This is a genomic window from Paenibacillus sp. FSL K6-2393, from assembly GCF_038002545.1.
Classification (GTDB): domain Bacteria; phylum Bacillota; class Bacilli; order Paenibacillales; family Paenibacillaceae; genus Paenibacillus.
Genome location: NZ_JBBOCU010000001.1, coordinates 661,503 through 678,183 on the forward strand (window position 1 = coordinate 661,503; position 16,681 = coordinate 678,183).

Sequence of the window (16,681 nt, forward strand, 5' to 3'; positions counted from 1 at the left end):
GAGCGTGCACGATTACATCAAGGAACGGACCATCAAAATTGGTCGCTGCATTGTTGAGACGAGGAATACGGTCCGTACCATAGCCAAAGAATTCGGCGTGTCAAAGAGTACTGTGCATAAGGATCTGACGGAGCGTCTGCCGGAAATCAACCCTGATCTTGCTGACCAGGTGAAACACATTTTGGAGTATCACAAGTCCATCCGCCATTTGCGGGGCGGTGAAGCGACCAAAATTAAATACAAAAAAACGAGTGGCAAGAAACGTGAGGTGTTGGCTTCCGCCAAATCGTAAGCATCTTCACAAAGACGTAGGCCAAAAAGCTCACACATGCATTGAATCCCTCCCCTGAAGTATGATATGTTAAAAGCTGGTACAGGATCGAATTATGACATCTTATCAGCCCGATTTTTACATATATATGTTGCACTTTGTCGAACGAGCGGTGACGTGATAAGGGACTCTTTTTCACAGGATACGCTGACCAAATAATATCACTTTGGGGGCTCTTTTATGTTTAGCAAGGATATCGGTATTGATCTTGGCACGGCGAACGTGCTTATTCACGTGAAAGGAAGTGGGGTTGTCCTCGATGAACCTTCCGTCGTGACCATTGAAAGAGATACGAAGCGTGTCCTTGCTGTTGGGGAAGAAGCGCGTCGTATGGTGGGGCGTACTCCAGGTAACATTGTTGCCATTAGACCGCTGCGTGACGGCGTTATTGCGGACTTCGAGATTACAGAAGCGATGCTCAGACATTTCATTAATCGTGTGGGTGCAAGAAGCTGGTACAGCCACCCTCGGATTCTGATCTGTGCACCAACGAACATTACTTCCGTGGAGCAGAAGGCTATCCGTGAGGCGGCAGAACGCAGCGGTGCCAAAGAAGTGTTTCTGGAAGAAGAGCCGAAAGCGGCAGCGATCGGTGCGGGAATGGATATTTTTCAGCCGAGCGGCAATATGGTCGTGGATATCGGCGGCGGTACGACTGACGTTGCAGTCCTTTCTATGGGCGACGTGGTCACCGCCTCTTCTATTAAAGTCGCAGGGGACAAGTTCGACGAAGCCATTATCAAGTTTATCAAAGCCAAGTACAAGCTCATGATCGGTGAACGGACCGCTGAAGATATCAAAATTGCGATTGGTACCGTACATCCGGGTGGACATCAAACGGAGATGGACATTCGCGGACGCGATATGGTATCCGGTCTGCCTGTTACCGTAACGGTATCGGGAAATGAAGTACAGGAAGCACTTTGGGATTCCGTGCAATCCATCATCGTGGCAGCCAAATCGGTATTGGAACGTACCCCGCCTGAATTGTCAGCGGACATTATCGACCGTGGTGTTGTATTGACTGGCGGAGGTGCATTGCTGAACGGACTGGACGAGCTTTTGTCCAATGAATTACATGTACCGGTATGGGTGGCTGAAGATCCAATGCACTGTGTCGTGAAGGGGACAGGCATAATGCTTAATAATTTGGATCAGGTGGTTAAGAAAAAGTTCTAATCTGCCGATATAAATAGCAAAGGTTCGCCATGCTCGGAAAGCAGAACGGACAAGCAGCCAACCTGTGATGCAGGTCAAGCGCTTGAGGAGAGGGGTTAATTCATGTTAAGAGGTCTGTACACCGCTACTGCGGGAATGATTACGCAACAACGCCGCCATGACACAGCAACACAGAATATCGTAAATATGAACACCACGGGATACAAACAGGTGAACAGCGTAAGCCGTTCCTTCCCGGAAATGCTCATTACTTTGGTAGGCGGAGATGCAAATCTTCCAACAAAGCGGCTGGGCAAGCTGAACACGGGGGTGTTCGCGGAAGAAAGTTTGTCCATGAATTTGCAAGGGACCATTATGGAGACTGGGCAGAAAAATGATTTTTCCATTTCATCCAATATGACTGTCAATGATCCGCAGACTGGACAACCTGTCCCGTTTGACGCATCAGGCAAATTTGTACGGGCCGACGGCACGGTGACTTACCAGCCTCAGGCGTATTTTACAGTTCAGGATGCAGAAGGTAACACCGGATATACACGCGATGGTCACTTCGAGATTACAGGAACGGGACAATTGCTGAGTTCAACAGGTTCACAAGTGTTGGATAATAATGGACAACCTGTAGTGTTGACAGGTTCCGTAGAGCAATTTAAAGTGGATGAGCAAGGCCGTTTGGTGGATGCAGCAACAGGTGCACCGACAGGGGTTACTCTTGGCATCAGTGTCATTGACCAGCCGAATCAACTGGTTCGTCAAGGTGATGGCAATTTCAGTCTGAGTGATCAAAATGGGGCAACAGCCCGGATGATGGCTGCCGGTGATAATGTGCAGATCCGTCAAGGTTACCTGGAAGGCTCCAATGTTGATGCTTCACATGCAACGGTTGACATGAACGCTGCATACCGTGCGTATGAAGCGAACCAGAAGATCGTACAATTCTACGACCGCAGTCTGGATAAAGCCGTCAATGAAGTCGGGCGTGTATAACGCCGACGTTTAAATATAACCGCGCAGCGGAGAGCCAAACGTCCTTTGCGCAGCAATACCTGAGCGAAGCGACGGTCTCGACAGTCCTTTGCGGAGCAAAGCAAGGGAGAGACCCCGCGGAGCTACACGCCGCATAAAGAGCGTGCCGGGTTATGATTCAGCCATGTGAAACTATGGCGTTAATCATAGCATGGCAGTCGCGGCGCACACACACCACCGTCACTTAGCAAGATCGTACCCCACTTACCTAATCCGCCTGTTTCGGGAGTCCAGAGGGCAGCGCCATCTGGGGCCCTCCCTACTAGGGAGGGTTTGGGAGGGTGGACAGGACACAAGGGAGGGTATACCACCAATGAATAATTCCATGATTAGTGCCAAGGTTTCCATGACTGCGATACAGCAGCGTCTGGATGTCATTTCCGATAATATTGCCAACGTGAATACGGCAGGCTATAAGAGCAAGCAAGCGGCCTTCGAGGATGTGCTGACCCGGGTTCAACAACAACCGGACAAGTACAAACTGGATGGACGTTCCACACCGATGGGATATAACCTCGGTTTTGGTGCTCGTTTGGCAGATGTGACGAAGGATATGTCTCAAGGCCCCTTGAACGAGACTGGCCTTCCGACCGATCTGGCTATTGAGGGAAATGCGATGTTTGCAGTTGAAGCGAATGGGGAGAAAATGTGGACACGTCAGGGTGCATTTCATTTTGTACCTGATACAAGACCTAAGCCTACTCCGAATTCACCTGATATGATGGTGATGGTCAATGGCGAAGGCCACTTTGCCCTGGATCGTCAAGGCAATCGTATTACGGCACCGAATAATAGCAAAGTTGCTTTTGATGAAAATGGCAACCTGTTAATCCGACGCGGTAATGCGGCAAACGCAACCATTGGAGCACAGCTGCAAGTGGTAGACATTGAACGTCCTGAGGGGCTGGTACAGTATGCGGATAACCTGTTTGGTCTGGATGCGGGATTAACTGAGGATGATGTATTTGGCGCTAATGCAGCTACACGTCAAGCGACTGCCTTGATCCGTCCAGGTTATCTGGAGCAATCCAATGTAGATCTGACACAGGAGATGTCTTTGCTTATGCAAGGACAGCGGACATATCAGCTGGCGGCAAAGGCGCTAACTTCAAGTGATTCCATGTTGGGTCTTGCCAACAATATGAGAGCGTAAAAGGTGAATGTGATGACAGAAACACAGCAGCAGAACAGTAAGCCGGAGAAAAAGGAAGTCAAGAAGAAGAAGAGTGGATTGCGCATCGCAAGATGGTTCCTGGTCCCAGTCCTGCTTGTTCTTGCCCTCGCTGGCGGAATGGTAGCTGGATATGTGGTACTGGGCAAACAGGATATCGGTTCCGTATGGCAATGGAGTACATGGGAACATGTATACAATCTGGTGTTCGCTCCATAATGTAACGAGTTAAGCGAAAACTCCTGCGCAGGCAGGAGTTTTCTTTTTGACGTTGAAAACAGTATAATGATGGATGACGTTTGACGTCACAAAAGAGGCCTCCCCTGCGAAAGACATTCGTCATCGCGAAGAGAGACCCCTTATCTTAACCTTCACTACTGCAGTCATGAAGGATATAACTAGTGTTAACCGAAAATCTGCTTTCCATACAAAATTTAAAAATTAAAAAACCATTTATATGAGCTTCGACTTTGTCATGTGGGGGTTGACCTTGCAGCACCGAAGTAAGTGGAGGGAACGGAATCGTTCAGAAGAAGCGAAGCGCTCGCCTTTGTCACCGAATTTTGACCTCTCTGAGGTTGATCAAAAAAATTAGGAAACAACAGCGAACGAAAGAACGATCCGTAATCGTAATGGTCACCTATGCGCACATGAAAAATCCATGATGAAGAACGCTCATATAAACATCCCGAGAGGAGATTACACTGTGCTCGATATCAAACAGATTCAAGAAATCATCCCGCACCGTCCCCCGTTTCTGCTGGTGGACAAGATTCTAGAGATTGAGGATGGTAAACGTGCCGTTGGTTTGAAAAACGTAACCATTAACGAACCTTTCTTCATTGGTCATTTCCCAGAGTATCCGGTAATGCCGGGTGTACTGATTACAGAAGCGCTGGCTCAAGTTGGTGCAGTAGCTATTCTGAATTTGGAAGGCAACAAAGGCAAAATCGGCTTTTTGGCGGGACTGGACAACTTCCGATTCCGTGGACAAGTTGTGCCCGGAGATACGTTGATTCTGGAAGTGGAGATTACACGTCTGAAGGGTTCTATTGGTAAAGGTAAAGCAACTGCCCGAGTGAATGACAAAGTGGTCGCTGAAGGCGAGATTATGTTTGCACTGTCTGACCCAAGCTGATTACATACGTGAGCATTGACATCATGCAGGAACTTCGTTGGACCGAATGATGCAAGATGCTAGAGTACTCAGCACACCTGAATTTATATAGACGGAAGGGGTTTATCGGAATGGAACAGTTAAGCACAGCAGCAGCAGAGACGTTGCAGCAATGGTTGGAGGATGCTTCGATTGATGAAGCAACGAAACAAGAGCTTCGTGACTTGCAGGATCAGCCGAAAGAGCTGGAGGAACGTTTTTACAGAAACCTGGAGTTTGGTACAGGGGGATTGCGCGGAGTCATTGGTGCGGGAAGCAACCGGATGAACCGTTACACCGTAGGTCGGGCAACGCAAGGATTTGCGCGTTATTTGCTTGAGCAGCATGGTGACCAGGAAGGTAAACCTTCTGTTGTCATAGCTCATGATTCCCGTCATTTCTCACCTGAATTCACACTGGATGCTGCGCTTGTACTGGCTGGAAACGGCATTGTAGCCAAGCTGTTCCCATCCCTGCGTTCAACTCCTGAGTTGTCATTTGCGGTGCGTAATCAGAAGGCTACTGGCGGAATCGTCGTAACAGCGAGCCATAACCCACCGGAATACAACGGATATAAAGTTTACAATCATGAGGGCGGTCAATTGGTACCGGCTGAAGCGGAAAAAGTCATTCAGTACATCCAGGAAGTGCCTTCCCTTGCTGACGTGAAGAAACTGACGCAAGAAGAAGCAGAAGCTCAGGGACTCCTGATCTGGTTGGGTGAAGAGCAAGATCAAGCGTTTGTGGATACCGTAGCAAGCCGCAGTCTGAGCCGTGAACTGATCCAATCCGGCATAGGTCGTGATTTCAAAATCGTTTACACACCGCTTCACGGAACAGGCAACATCCCTGTACGTCGCGTGCTGGAACAGATCGGATTCGAGCAACTGCACATTGTAGCTGAACAGGAACAGCCGGATGCTGAGTTCTCTACCGTGAAATCCCCTAACCCGGAAGAACGCGAAGCGTTTACGCTTGCAATGAAGCTGGGAGAATCCGTTGGTGCTGACATTCTGATCGGAACAGATCCGGATGCAGACCGTATGGGTGCTGTGGTGAAAGACAACGATGGCAAATATTTCGTCTTGTCCGGAAACCAGTCTGGTGCCATTATGGTACATTACCTGCTCAGTCGCCTGCAAGAGACCGGAACACTGCCAAGCAATGGTGCGGTTGTCAAAACAATCGTAACAAGTGAGATGGGTGCTGTTATTGCTGAACATTACGGTGCAGAAGTGATGAACACACTGACAGGTTTCAAATATATCGGTGAAAAAATGAACCAGTTCGAAGCAACAGGCAGTCATACATTCTTGTTCGGATATGAAGAGAGTTATGGCTACCTTTCAGGCAACTATGCCCGTGACAAGGATGCTGTCCTTGCCTCGATGCTGATTGCTGAAGCAGCTGCGTATTATAAGAGTCAAGGAAAGACGTTGTATGATGTCTTGCAAGAGCTGTACAACCAATTCGGATATTTCTTGGAGAAGCTGGAGTCCCGTACGCTGAAAGGCAAAGACGGCGTAGCTCAGATTCAAGCCAAAATGACGGACTGGCGTTCCAATCCGCCACAAGAAGTAGCGGGAAATGCTGTACAAGATGTACTGGACTACTCCCTTGGTCTGGACGGTCTTCCGAAGGAGAACGTACTGAAGTTCATTTTGGCAGACGGTTCATGGTTCTGCTTGCGCCCTTCAGGGACAGAACCAAAGATCAAAGTATACTTCGCCGTGCGTGGAGAGAATTTGGAAGATGCGGAAAGCCGGATCGAGCGTCTGGTGACTACCGTGATGTCGCGTGTAGACGCACAATAATACGAATGCAACAATGAGCAAGAACATGAGAAGGCCTCTCCGCACCGTAAGGTTGGTTGGCGGAGGGGTTTTTCTTTGAAATAAAAGTGTAGATGGTTCTAGCATATAAGAGGGCTTGTTGACACAAGCTGTTTGTAACCTATTGTAAGAATGTTAAATGAACGAATTACTTGAGCTGAACGTGCATTTGGTTCCAACACTTGAGGAGGTACATGTAGTGCGTCAAAAATGGCTTTATTGGAATAACGCTTCTCGGAAGTGGTTGTGGCTCGTCGTTATCATCGGTCTGGTTGCGTCCATCCCTGTAATCAGTGATCGGGTGCAGACAGAATCTTCTGCCAAAAAGGTGGAGCTTGTCTTCAACTATCGAGGTCTGCTGGATATCTCAGCGTATCAGGCACATCCGCAAGATTTCATGAATGAACAATTGACTCGTCTAAAAGATGCAGGCGTAACAACGATGGCTGTGTTCGAAAGTACATTGGACGAGCTGAGAAAGACACGCCGACTAATGGTGTACAATGGCCAAGATCTAGCGAACTTGACCAAAAATGTGATTCCTTCTAATGAAAATTACACGTATGTGTTATTTACATCGGAGGAAAACGCACAGACGTATACCCCTATTATTGAACAAACGTTCGCTGATCGGCAGATTCCGGTAGTACCATGGGAATATGAAGGTCGTAGCGGCTTAATATTGCAGACTCCTCCGGAGAATGCCAACATGCAGCCTTTGCAGCCCGATCCGGTTGCCGTGAAGATGCTGCGTGATAAAGGGTTCTACATTTTGCCGCGGATCTCGGACAGTGTGCCATACAGCCAGGAATCGATGGAGCGCTTGCTTACCTTCTTCGAAGAGAATGGCGTAAAGCGCATCTTGTTTGATGGTGATGCTGTGAAAGGGTACAATGATAATGCAGAGATGAAAAGTCTCGACCAATTTGCACAGTTGCTGAACAAGCACAATATTGGTCTTGCAGCCATCGAGAACTTGAAGAAACCGCAGTCTGGGTTCCAGACCCTTGCGTATAAAACGGATTACAACGTTACGCGTCTGTACTCGCTTAGTGATGGAGATGCCAATCTGGACGTAGACACAATTGCTGACCGTTTTGTTCTCGCAACCAAGGATCGCAACATTCGTATGCTCTATATGAATGCATCACCAAGCCGGAATACAGCAAAGGCCATGATTACAGATCCAATTGAGAATCTGATCAACAGCTTGGGTGAGCCGGGTCATGCGGTAGAACGCATGGCGAAGCATGGATTCGAGCTAGGACAAGCTGAGGCATTTACAGTTAAGGATTCTTCGATTCAGCGTTATGCCAAGCTGGTTGCTCTTGTTGGTGCAATTGCCATGATTGCACTTATGGTTTCTTATTTTATCCCACTGCTGACTTTGATCGCATTTGTGGTTGCTCTGGTGGGCAGTGCAGGATTGTTCCTCTTGAAACCAACGCTGCTGGAGCAAGGAATCGCCTTGCTTGTGGCAATCTCCGCGCCGACTATAGCAATGGTGCTGGCCGTTCGTACAGTGAACTATCAGCAACAGCGTCAACCAGACGCATCTGCGGGTCGCCGTTTGAAGCAAACGTTGGTGTTATATGTAAGAACTTCGATTCTGTCATTCCTGGCGGTACCTTTTGTCATCGCATTGCTTAACAGTATTACGTACAGTCTGGTCATTAACCAGTTCCGTGGCGTCAGTCTGTTGCACTTTGCACCTATGGCACTGGTAGCGATCTACATTGTGTTTTATCGTGGTTCGGGATCGTTCTCTATTAAACAAATTAAGAATATTCTTCGTACACCGATTACCGTTGTAATGGTAGTACTTGGACTTGTTGCTGCCGTTGTTGGATATTACTATTTAAGTCGTACAGGCAACTCGGGTTCGGTTACACCATTCGAGATGTTCCTTCGTGTTGTGTTGGAAGATACGTTCGGTGTACGTCCGAGATTTAAAGAATTTATGCTGGGACACCCGCTGTTTATCGTTGGCGTGTTCGCCGCTTTAAAATATCGTAAAGTCATCTTTGTGCTCATTATTGCAGCGATTGGGCAATTGTCCATGGTGGATACGTTCGCGCATATCCATACGCCGGCTGTATTGTCACTCATTCGTGGAGTGATGGGATTGGGACTTGGCTTAATCTTCGGTATCATTGCTGTGGGTGTGTGGCAAGTAGCGGAAGGATGTTGGAAAAAATGGTCACCACTTCTCAAAAGTTAGTCATCTCGGGGTATTACGGATTCCGCAATAGCGGAGACGAAGCGGTGCTAAAGTCGATTTTGACAGCGCTGGAAGAGGAAAGCCAAAGGTCGAACATAACCATTGAACCTATTGTTCTCTCGGGTGATCCCGAGTCGACAACCGCCATGTACGGTGTGCGCTCTGTGCATCGTATGAAATTGAAGGAAGTCCGTGAAGCACTCAAGGAGAGTGACGGGTTAATCAGTGGCGGAGGAAGTCTATTGCAGGATGCAACTGGACTGAAATCCATTCCTTATTATCTGGGTGTAATCAAGCTGGCCCAGTGGTTGAAAAAACCAACATTTATCTATGCACAGGGGATTGGCCCTGTGAATCGTAAAATTTTTAATCCGATGATCAAATCGGTCTTTAAGGCCTGCACCTATGTATCCGTTCGGGATGAACAATCTGCAGACTACCTGCGTGGGCTCGGGTTACAGTGGAATCAGATCCATGTTGTACCTGACCCCGTAATGGGTTTGCCATTACCTGAAACAAAAGTTGAGAGGAGCGCAGGTGCTGTCTCAGCAAATGCTGCTAACCAAGCTAATCGAGTGGAACCTTCAACTGGAGGACATACCAAGCTTCCTGTGATCGGCGTATCGGTACGTTTTTGGGAATCAGACCGGAAGGAACTTACGGCTATTGCCGCAGGATTGAAAAAACTGTGCTCCAAAAGAGCCGTGCACTTGCGTTTTCTGCCATTTCATTTGCCAGTGGATGAACAGGCATCACGTTTCCTTATGGAAATGCTCGGTGATGTGACCAGCAAAGGCAGCGAGATTAGCATCACAGAAGATCTGACCGACCCTCAGCTTATGCTGGAGGAAGTCAGCAAGTGTGATCTCGTCATCGGTATGCGTCTGCACAGTCTGATCTATGCAGCTTCGCAATATGTGCCTCCGGTGGGCATCTCGTATGATCCCAAAATTGATCAATTCCTGCTTCGCCTGGATAGTGAGCCAGCAGGTAATACGGATACACTCGATGGCGACAAACTCGCGAAGACTGTTGTTGGACTGCTGGATCAACGTTCACAGTGGCTGAAGGAACATGAAGAAGGCATCACTGAACTGAAGCAGGAAGCGAGAGTACCTGCACAGCAGATTATTAACTATTTAGGCCGCAAAGGATGAGATAAAGATGAGTCAGACCGGATCAATACCTACCGTTTCAATCTACGGCATTCCTTTTTCCAAACTGACGATGAAAGAAACGGTAAAGGTTCTCCAGGAAGCTGTGCTGTCCAAGAAACCACACCAAGTCATTACAGCTAACCCGATTATGGTTATGGCTGCGCTGGAAAATCCCGCAATCATGGAAGTCATGCAAGCTGCGGATTTGATTGTTCCTGATGGAACTGGTGTCGTATGGGCTGCAAACTATTGTGGAGATCCTGTAGCTGAGCGAGTGCCGGGTTTTGAGCTGTTACATGAATTGCTGCGTGTTGGAGAAAACTATCGATGGGGCGTATATCTGTTGGGTTCCACCCCTGAGGTGATTCAAGAAACGGCAGTTCGGTTACAACAGCAGTATCCGGCGATTCGAATTGTGGGTTATCGCGACGGTTATTTTGGTCCGGCTGAGGATGAACAGGTTGTCGCTTCCATACGGGAAGCAGCACCTGATCTGTTGTTTGTAGCACGTGGGGCCGACACTCAAGAACCGTGGATTCACAAACACAAAGATGCACTGCAGGTTCCCGTAACCATGGGCGTTGGCGGCAGCTTTGATGTGATTTCGGGTAAAACGAAACGTGCGCCTATGCTGTTCCAAAAGTTAAGACTGGAGTGGTTCTATCGCTTATTGCGTGAACCAAGCCGGGCTGGCCGGATGCTTGCGCTTCCGAAATTCGCTGTTAAGGTGATGCGTGACAAAGAAAACGTGACGAAAGTCGGTTAAAAACAGGTAATTGCGAGATAAATGCGTGTTTTTGCTAGAAATTGAGGATGGCTTTTCGGGTGTGATGAGCGTATAATTCATTCCGGATTACATGTGTGCCACTCCATGAAAGCAGAAGCTGTGTCACAACACGAAAACAGAACCGTTACACTTGCCACTACGATTACAAGGCAACCTGTCGATCGCCGTTATCCCCAGATTTCCTTTTACCTTTTTCAAAGGATGAAATCCGGTGATAAATGCGAACGTTACACTTCTCTAGGTTTTCCTTGCACTCTTCGTTATCGTGTAACAGAATTTTTCATCAAAAGTGACTAACAAATAATTTTTATATATAAAAAGAGATCAGGGGATTTATAATTTCGTACAGGTATTATAATTGGGGGTCGAATGTTCAAATGGTAGCGATCTTTATCATTGGATTTATCGTGTCAATGGGACTGGCTCTTGCCCTGACACCACTTGTCAAAAAGTTCGCAGTCCGCATTGGCGCAATGGATACGCCGAATGCACGTAAAGTACACACACGGATCATGCCACGTCTTGGTGGTCTGGGGATATTCCTGGCCTTTATTATTACAGTTGCTGCATTGCTTCCGTTTGTATCGGCATGGTTCACGACTCGGGATATGAGTTTTGTCAGCGCGTTTCTGATTGGTGGAACAATTATCGTACTGATCGGCGCACTCGATGATCGGTTTGAACTATCGGCCAAAGTGAAGTTGCTTGGTCAGATCGTTGCTGCTTCTGTCGTTGTATTCGGATTTAATATCCGGGTAGATTTCGTTAACATTCCGTTTCAGGATTCCTACTCTTCACTTGAAGCTTGGGTATCCATACCGCTGACGATCTTCTGGATTGTTGGTGTAACCAATGCGATTAACCTGATTGATGGTCTGGATGGTCTGGCAGCTGGTGTATCTGGTATTGCCATTGGTACCATTGCCGTGATGTCCTTCCTGATGGGTAACATGATGATTGCCTTGATGTGTCTTGTATTGCTGGGTAGTATTATCGGATTCCTGTTCTTCAACTTCCACCCGGCCAAGATCTTCATGGGGGATACCGGATCACTATTCCTTGGTTTCTCTCTGGCGATGCTGTCCATGCTCGGATTCAAACAAATTGCTATCGTGTCCTTTATTACACCGCTGATCATTATCGGTGTGCCGCTCTCGGATACCTTCTTCGCGATTATCCGTCGTGCGGTACAACGGAAACCGATTTTCGCACCGGATAAAGGTCACCTGCATCACTGCTTACGTGAACTTGGATTCAGTCACCGTCAGACGGTACTGATCATTTATGGAATTGCCGCATTCTTCGGAGTTCTGGCGATTATCCAATCTTCTGCTGCCATGTTTGAAGCGAATTGGGTAACGTTTGTGGTCATCTGTATCATGATGTTCTTCCTCCAAGTGGGAGCAGAAGTTATCGGGCTTGTTAGCAAAACGAGAAGACCGGTTATTAACTTCCTGATGCGCATGCGCGTTAAGTTGAATCCGGAGACTCGTTCGAAATCATAAATAGATAAATGTAATGGTTATAGCTATTCTTGAATATTATTCCAGACCCAACCTTATCCCTCGTGGATAAGGTTTTTTGTTTATTTTGAGGTTTTTACTAAATAATTGGAACCTTTTGCCGATATATAAAGGTAACTGACTTAAAAAGAGGAGAGATGATTGAATGCAACGTACGAAGAAGCCGTTAATCTGGCTGATGATGGTGGCACTGGTTGTATCTCTAATACCAGCTGGCCTTGCACCAGTCGCATCGGCGGCGGGACAGACGAGTTATTTTACTCCTGATAATACGACACTGAAAAGCACTGTAGGTTTGTTGTTGGAAGGAACCGATACAGATACCAACAAACTGACTCGTGAGAGAGCATACAGAGTTACTAACAAAGAAGAGGCTGTTTCTGGTACATTCGTCAATGTATCGGGGTCAACTCTAGCCGTTAATGTTCAACAATTGAATCAAGATGGGGGTAAATGGGTTGAAAGTACAACACGTGTAGCTCCTGGCTTCATCACAGCTGATCCAGAGAGCCCGGATAATCGCTTCAATGCTACACTGACCCTATTTCCGGGAATGAACAAAGTTACATTCACTGGTTCACAGGGACCTAGTGAACGTTCAGAGACTTTCTACATTTTATTCGATCAAGTCCCATATTTGCAGGACGTACAAATTATGGGCGGGTCTTCTAATTTGAATTTGAATGATGGTTCAAAAGTAGTTGTTAACGCGAAGGCTGTTACGATTCAGGGTACAGCGATGAATGCATCCAAAGTCACCGTTTCAATGAATAATGGTGAAGCACTCCCAACCTCACTTTTGGAAGATGGGTCATTCTTTACACCACAGATGCAGCTTAACCCGGGAGAGAATAAGATCAAACTGATTGCCCAAAATGGGCAGGATACACTGACGTTCAACTACTCTCTTTTGTATTATGATATAGACAATCCTGTTGTGGGATTAGACTTGGTTGGACAGGATTCAACTCAGAATTTGCTAGGAACTCGTCCTTCCTATACAGGGGATAAGGATAAAGCATTAGTTAAAGTGAAGGTCCTGATTCCGGATCAAGGCGGACAATCATTCATTGGAAACGCTAATGTAACGGTCAGACCCGTTATAGAAGGTGCAACAACGCCTCCACCAGCAGTTACAGTGCCGATGCCTACTCAAGCAGATAAGCAAATATTTATTCCAAGTACAGCTACGAACACACCTTCTTATTATTTGGTTGAATTTGATATTGATCCTTTGAAACTTGCAGAGGTCTCAAATGATGCTATTGAGAATCAAGAACATACACTCACGATTCAGTACGGTACTCAAACTATAAACAAAACATTCAGATTCCTGTATCAACCAGGCCAAGTTGCTATTACGGGGCTGCAATACCTGAAAGGTTATAGTGAGGGAGGAAACATTCCAGCTGGCCAGCCACTTAATGGCGCCACTATTGATAATGATGAGTTTTATATTGCAGTAGAGACAAGCACAGCAGTTGCCGACCAAGGTGAAAACGGTGCAAATAAAATCATAGCCAAATATCTTCCGTTAGGAACCAGTGCCATTAATATTAAATATATTATGGACGTGCCTGTACCTGCGGGATCTACTCAAAATCCAAAATATATTTATAAAATTACAGGATTTAAGAATGGTACACAAACAGTCAGATTTAATTACAATATTGGTGGAAATGAATCGAAAGCCTATAGGGATGCAACCATTTCATTTGCATCGAAAAACTACATTTATATTGAAAATGTAAATGATGGTGAGACTTATGATGTGAACTCGAAAGAACCAAAACCATTTAAAGTTTCAGGACAACTCGTTGGTTTTGGAGATATGTTAAAAAGCGACTTTTTTGTATTTGATGTATTCGCTAATGGAACAAAGTACTATAATTATGCAGATTCAACAGCTTCTAAAGACTTAACATTTAATAAAGAAACGGGTACATTTAGTTTTGAATTAAGTATTGATGGAGAAAAAGGACCGCTATTCTTCGGAGAAAACAGACTCGTCTTAACTGCTACAGGAAAAGATGGAGAAAATCAGACTAGCGAGATCAAAAAGGAAGTTCGTTTCTACATTAATGATAACAACGTATCGACAGTGAAGAACTTCCAACCTACGTTGGTTAGAGGCAGACAAGATCTTCCGACACCGTATAATTCAGATGATGCAATCATCAAAAATCTGTTCAATCTGGCACCTGAATTTACACTCAAAGATAATGTATATACAACAAGTCAGAAGACCTTTGATATCGCAATTCGTGGAGCCGGAGCAGAACGCATTAATTTAAATATGGGAACCAAAAACATTTTCACGTTGAAAATTCCACAAAATCAGGATAATCAAACTGCGGTGACCTGGGAAACCCCTGAATTCTCAACAGAATTCAAGAAGGATCCGCCATATGTAGTAGATCGGATTGGTTCTCAAGATGAGTTTGTCGTACGTCTTAGAGATCTTCCGTTAGAGACACCAGGCACATACATCTACACTCTGGAGTTAATCAATAAAACAGGTGCTAAAACATCTCAAAAGTTGGAGATTGTAAGAGAGTCAACAGGTTATCGCCTATTGTCTCCACAACCAACTTCCGGCGATAAGATTGTAGTTAATAAAAACTTTGTTCATATTGATATCGAGGCAGAAGGTGCAACCCAGGTCCTCATAGGGAAAGAACCAGCTGTACGTCGTACAGACGTGGGTGAAGATCGCTTTATGTTCGATTACGTAGGACTGAAACAAGATAAGTCCACAGCAATCAAAATTACTGTAGAACGGCCAGGATCAAATCTCACGGATACCATTAACGTGTTCTACACAGGGACTGTAGGAGTAGACGCGCAGTACATGGCACCGAAAGTGGCTACGAAGTACACCGTGTTCAATAAGCAATTGCAACTGAATTTTCCAAAAGGTACTGTGATGCAAAGCACGGATACTAAAGGGATCGCGAAGTATTACCCAGATACCAAACTGTTATTCGGTATTGCTGACCCGGTTCGTGGCGTGGTTGAACGTCGTAACGACTATGGTAATGTGATTGGCTTCATCAACACGGGCGAAGAGAGTGGCCTTCCAACGTGGCAGATCCAGGATGAATACTATACACGTTTTGGTTCCACAGCAGCTTCAACGAACTTCAGTCCGATCTCTGAAGTCTATTGGATCAATGGAGGTATGGGGGAGACTGGCGACAGAGGAACACAAGGTTACAAAATGCCAACCAACGGACTTCCACCTTATAGTAGTGAAGCATTATTCGGTGATCCTAACATTCCGTCAGAACGCAAAATTACGCCTTCACAACGAGGCACATTAACACTTACGTATGACTCAAATGTAGTTGATGATGCAGGTTCGACGATTACTGTATTCCGCTATAATTCCAAGCGGGAGTGGCAGAATATCGGTGGTGAGGTAAATACCAAGGCTCATACAATTACGGTGCCATTTGATGAATTTGGTTATTACAAAGTTATGAAGTTGAAACGTAGTTATAATGACATCATTAATCATAACTGGGCAAGAAATGTGCTGAATGGTTTGTATTCGAAAGGATTCATGAATAATCTTCGATTCGAACAGTTTGGTACGGATGATCGCACTACGCGTGGAGAATTCGCCACGTTACTGGTTAAGGGGCTTAATCTGCCAATCAATTCAGACAGTAACAACACGTTTACGGATCTGAGACCAGGTACAAGCTCAACGACATGGGATTACGACAGCATTGAGACTGCAGCAAGAGCTGGTATTCTTTCAGGACTTAGTAACGGTGTTGTAGGGGCTGATCGACCATTGACACGTGAACAAGCAGCTGTAATGATTGCTCGCGCACTGCAGCTGAAGCTATCAGCAAATGATGCTAAACTTGAGGCAGCAGTGGCAAAAGGATTTGTTGATTCAGGTAGCATAGAGAAGTATGCTTTACCGGCAGTTCAAGCGGTATCCAAAGCCAAAATTATGGAGGGTGCAGCTATTACAATCCCTGGTCAGAAGAAACCGCAATATAACTTTAATCCGAAAGGAAATCTGACCCGTGCTGAAGCAGGTAAAATTGCAGTAGAGTTGCTCAAGAAGAGCACCAAAGTTTTCCCTAAAACCTTGAGTTAATTCAATTGATACAGCAGTACAATTTAGAAAGGACCTGTCCCTTACTCTAAAGGGGCAGGTTCTTTTTATGATCGTCAATGAATGGACATAGAATACATTTATAATAGAAGGAAACAGTTTTTTACCAATAACTATTTTTGTAATTTGCTAGAGTTTAAGATACAATAACGGTAAATACACA

At 46.0% G+C, this 16,681-nt stretch carries 12 protein-coding genes; all 12 read left to right on the forward strand.

The genetic code is table 11. From position 1 onward, the window contains the following. Positions 1-4: 4 nt before the first annotated feature. The 12 genes from spoIIID to MHI14_RS02900 all read left to right on the forward strand — a co-directional run bounded on the left by spoIIID (position 5) and on the right by MHI14_RS02900 (position 16,500). Complete coding sequence (gene spoIIID, locus MHI14_RS02845) at positions 5-292, forward strand: sporulation transcriptional regulator SpoIIID (RefSeq protein WP_024632710.1); 288 nt, start codon at positions 5-7, stop codon at positions 290-292. Between the two features lie 219 nt (positions 293-511). Then, complete coding sequence (locus MHI14_RS02850) at positions 512-1,510, forward strand: rod shape-determining protein (protein ID WP_133386096.1); 999 nt, start codon at positions 512-514, stop codon at positions 1,508-1,510. 102 nt (positions 1,511-1,612) lie between these two features. Continuing rightward, positions 1,613-2,497, forward strand: a complete 885-nt coding sequence (locus MHI14_RS02855) for a flagellar hook-basal body protein (protein ID WP_341129849.1) — start codon at positions 1,613-1,615, stop codon at positions 2,495-2,497. A 352-nt stretch (positions 2,498-2,849) separates the two neighbouring features. Next, the gene (locus tag MHI14_RS02860; RefSeq protein ID WP_133386094.1) at positions 2,850-3,689 is read left to right on the forward strand and encodes a flagellar hook-basal body protein; all 840 of its coding nucleotides are present in this window, start codon (positions 2,850-2,852) and stop codon (positions 3,687-3,689) included. A gap of 12 nt (positions 3,690-3,701) precedes the next feature. Further along, complete coding sequence (locus MHI14_RS02865; RefSeq protein ID WP_133386093.1) at positions 3,702-3,926, forward strand: DNA-directed RNA polymerase subunit beta; 225 nt, start codon at positions 3,702-3,704, stop codon at positions 3,924-3,926. A gap of 487 nt (positions 3,927-4,413) precedes the next feature. Next, positions 4,414-4,845: a 3-hydroxyacyl-ACP dehydratase FabZ gene (gene fabZ, locus MHI14_RS02870; protein WP_036613058.1), complete on the forward strand. Its 432-nt coding sequence runs from the start codon at positions 4,414-4,416 to the stop codon at positions 4,843-4,845. A gap of 110 nt (positions 4,846-4,955) precedes the next feature. Then, entirely contained in the window at positions 4,956-6,677 is a 1,722-nt protein-coding gene (locus MHI14_RS02875; protein WP_341129850.1) for a phospho-sugar mutase, read from the forward strand. A 217-nt stretch (positions 6,678-6,894) separates the two neighbouring features. Then, the gene (locus MHI14_RS02880) at positions 6,895-8,916 is read left to right on the forward strand and encodes a DUF5693 family protein (protein ID WP_341129851.1); all 2,022 of its coding nucleotides are present in this window, start codon (positions 6,895-6,897) and stop codon (positions 8,914-8,916) included. Further along, on the forward strand, positions 8,892-10,073 hold the full coding sequence (gene csaB, locus MHI14_RS02885) for a polysaccharide pyruvyl transferase CsaB (RefSeq protein ID WP_341129852.1): 1,182 nt from the start codon (positions 8,892-8,894) through the stop codon (positions 10,071-10,073). Before MHI14_RS02880 ends, csaB begins: the two co-directional genes overlap by 25 nt. Before the next feature lie 7 nt (positions 10,074-10,080). After that, positions 10,081-10,839 (forward strand): WecB/TagA/CpsF family glycosyltransferase, encoded by a 759-nt coding sequence (locus tag MHI14_RS02890; protein ID WP_341129853.1) that lies wholly within the window; start codon positions 10,081-10,083, stop codon positions 10,837-10,839. A gap of 398 nt (positions 10,840-11,237) precedes the next feature. Further along, positions 11,238-12,365 (forward strand): glycosyltransferase family 4 protein, encoded by a 1,128-nt coding sequence (locus MHI14_RS02895; protein WP_036667762.1) that lies wholly within the window; start codon positions 11,238-11,240, stop codon positions 12,363-12,365. A gap of 163 nt (positions 12,366-12,528) precedes the next feature. Then, positions 12,529-16,500 (forward strand): S-layer homology domain-containing protein, encoded by a 3,972-nt coding sequence (locus MHI14_RS02900; RefSeq protein WP_341129854.1) that lies wholly within the window; start codon positions 12,529-12,531, stop codon positions 16,498-16,500. Positions 16,501-16,681: the final 181 nt, after the last annotated feature.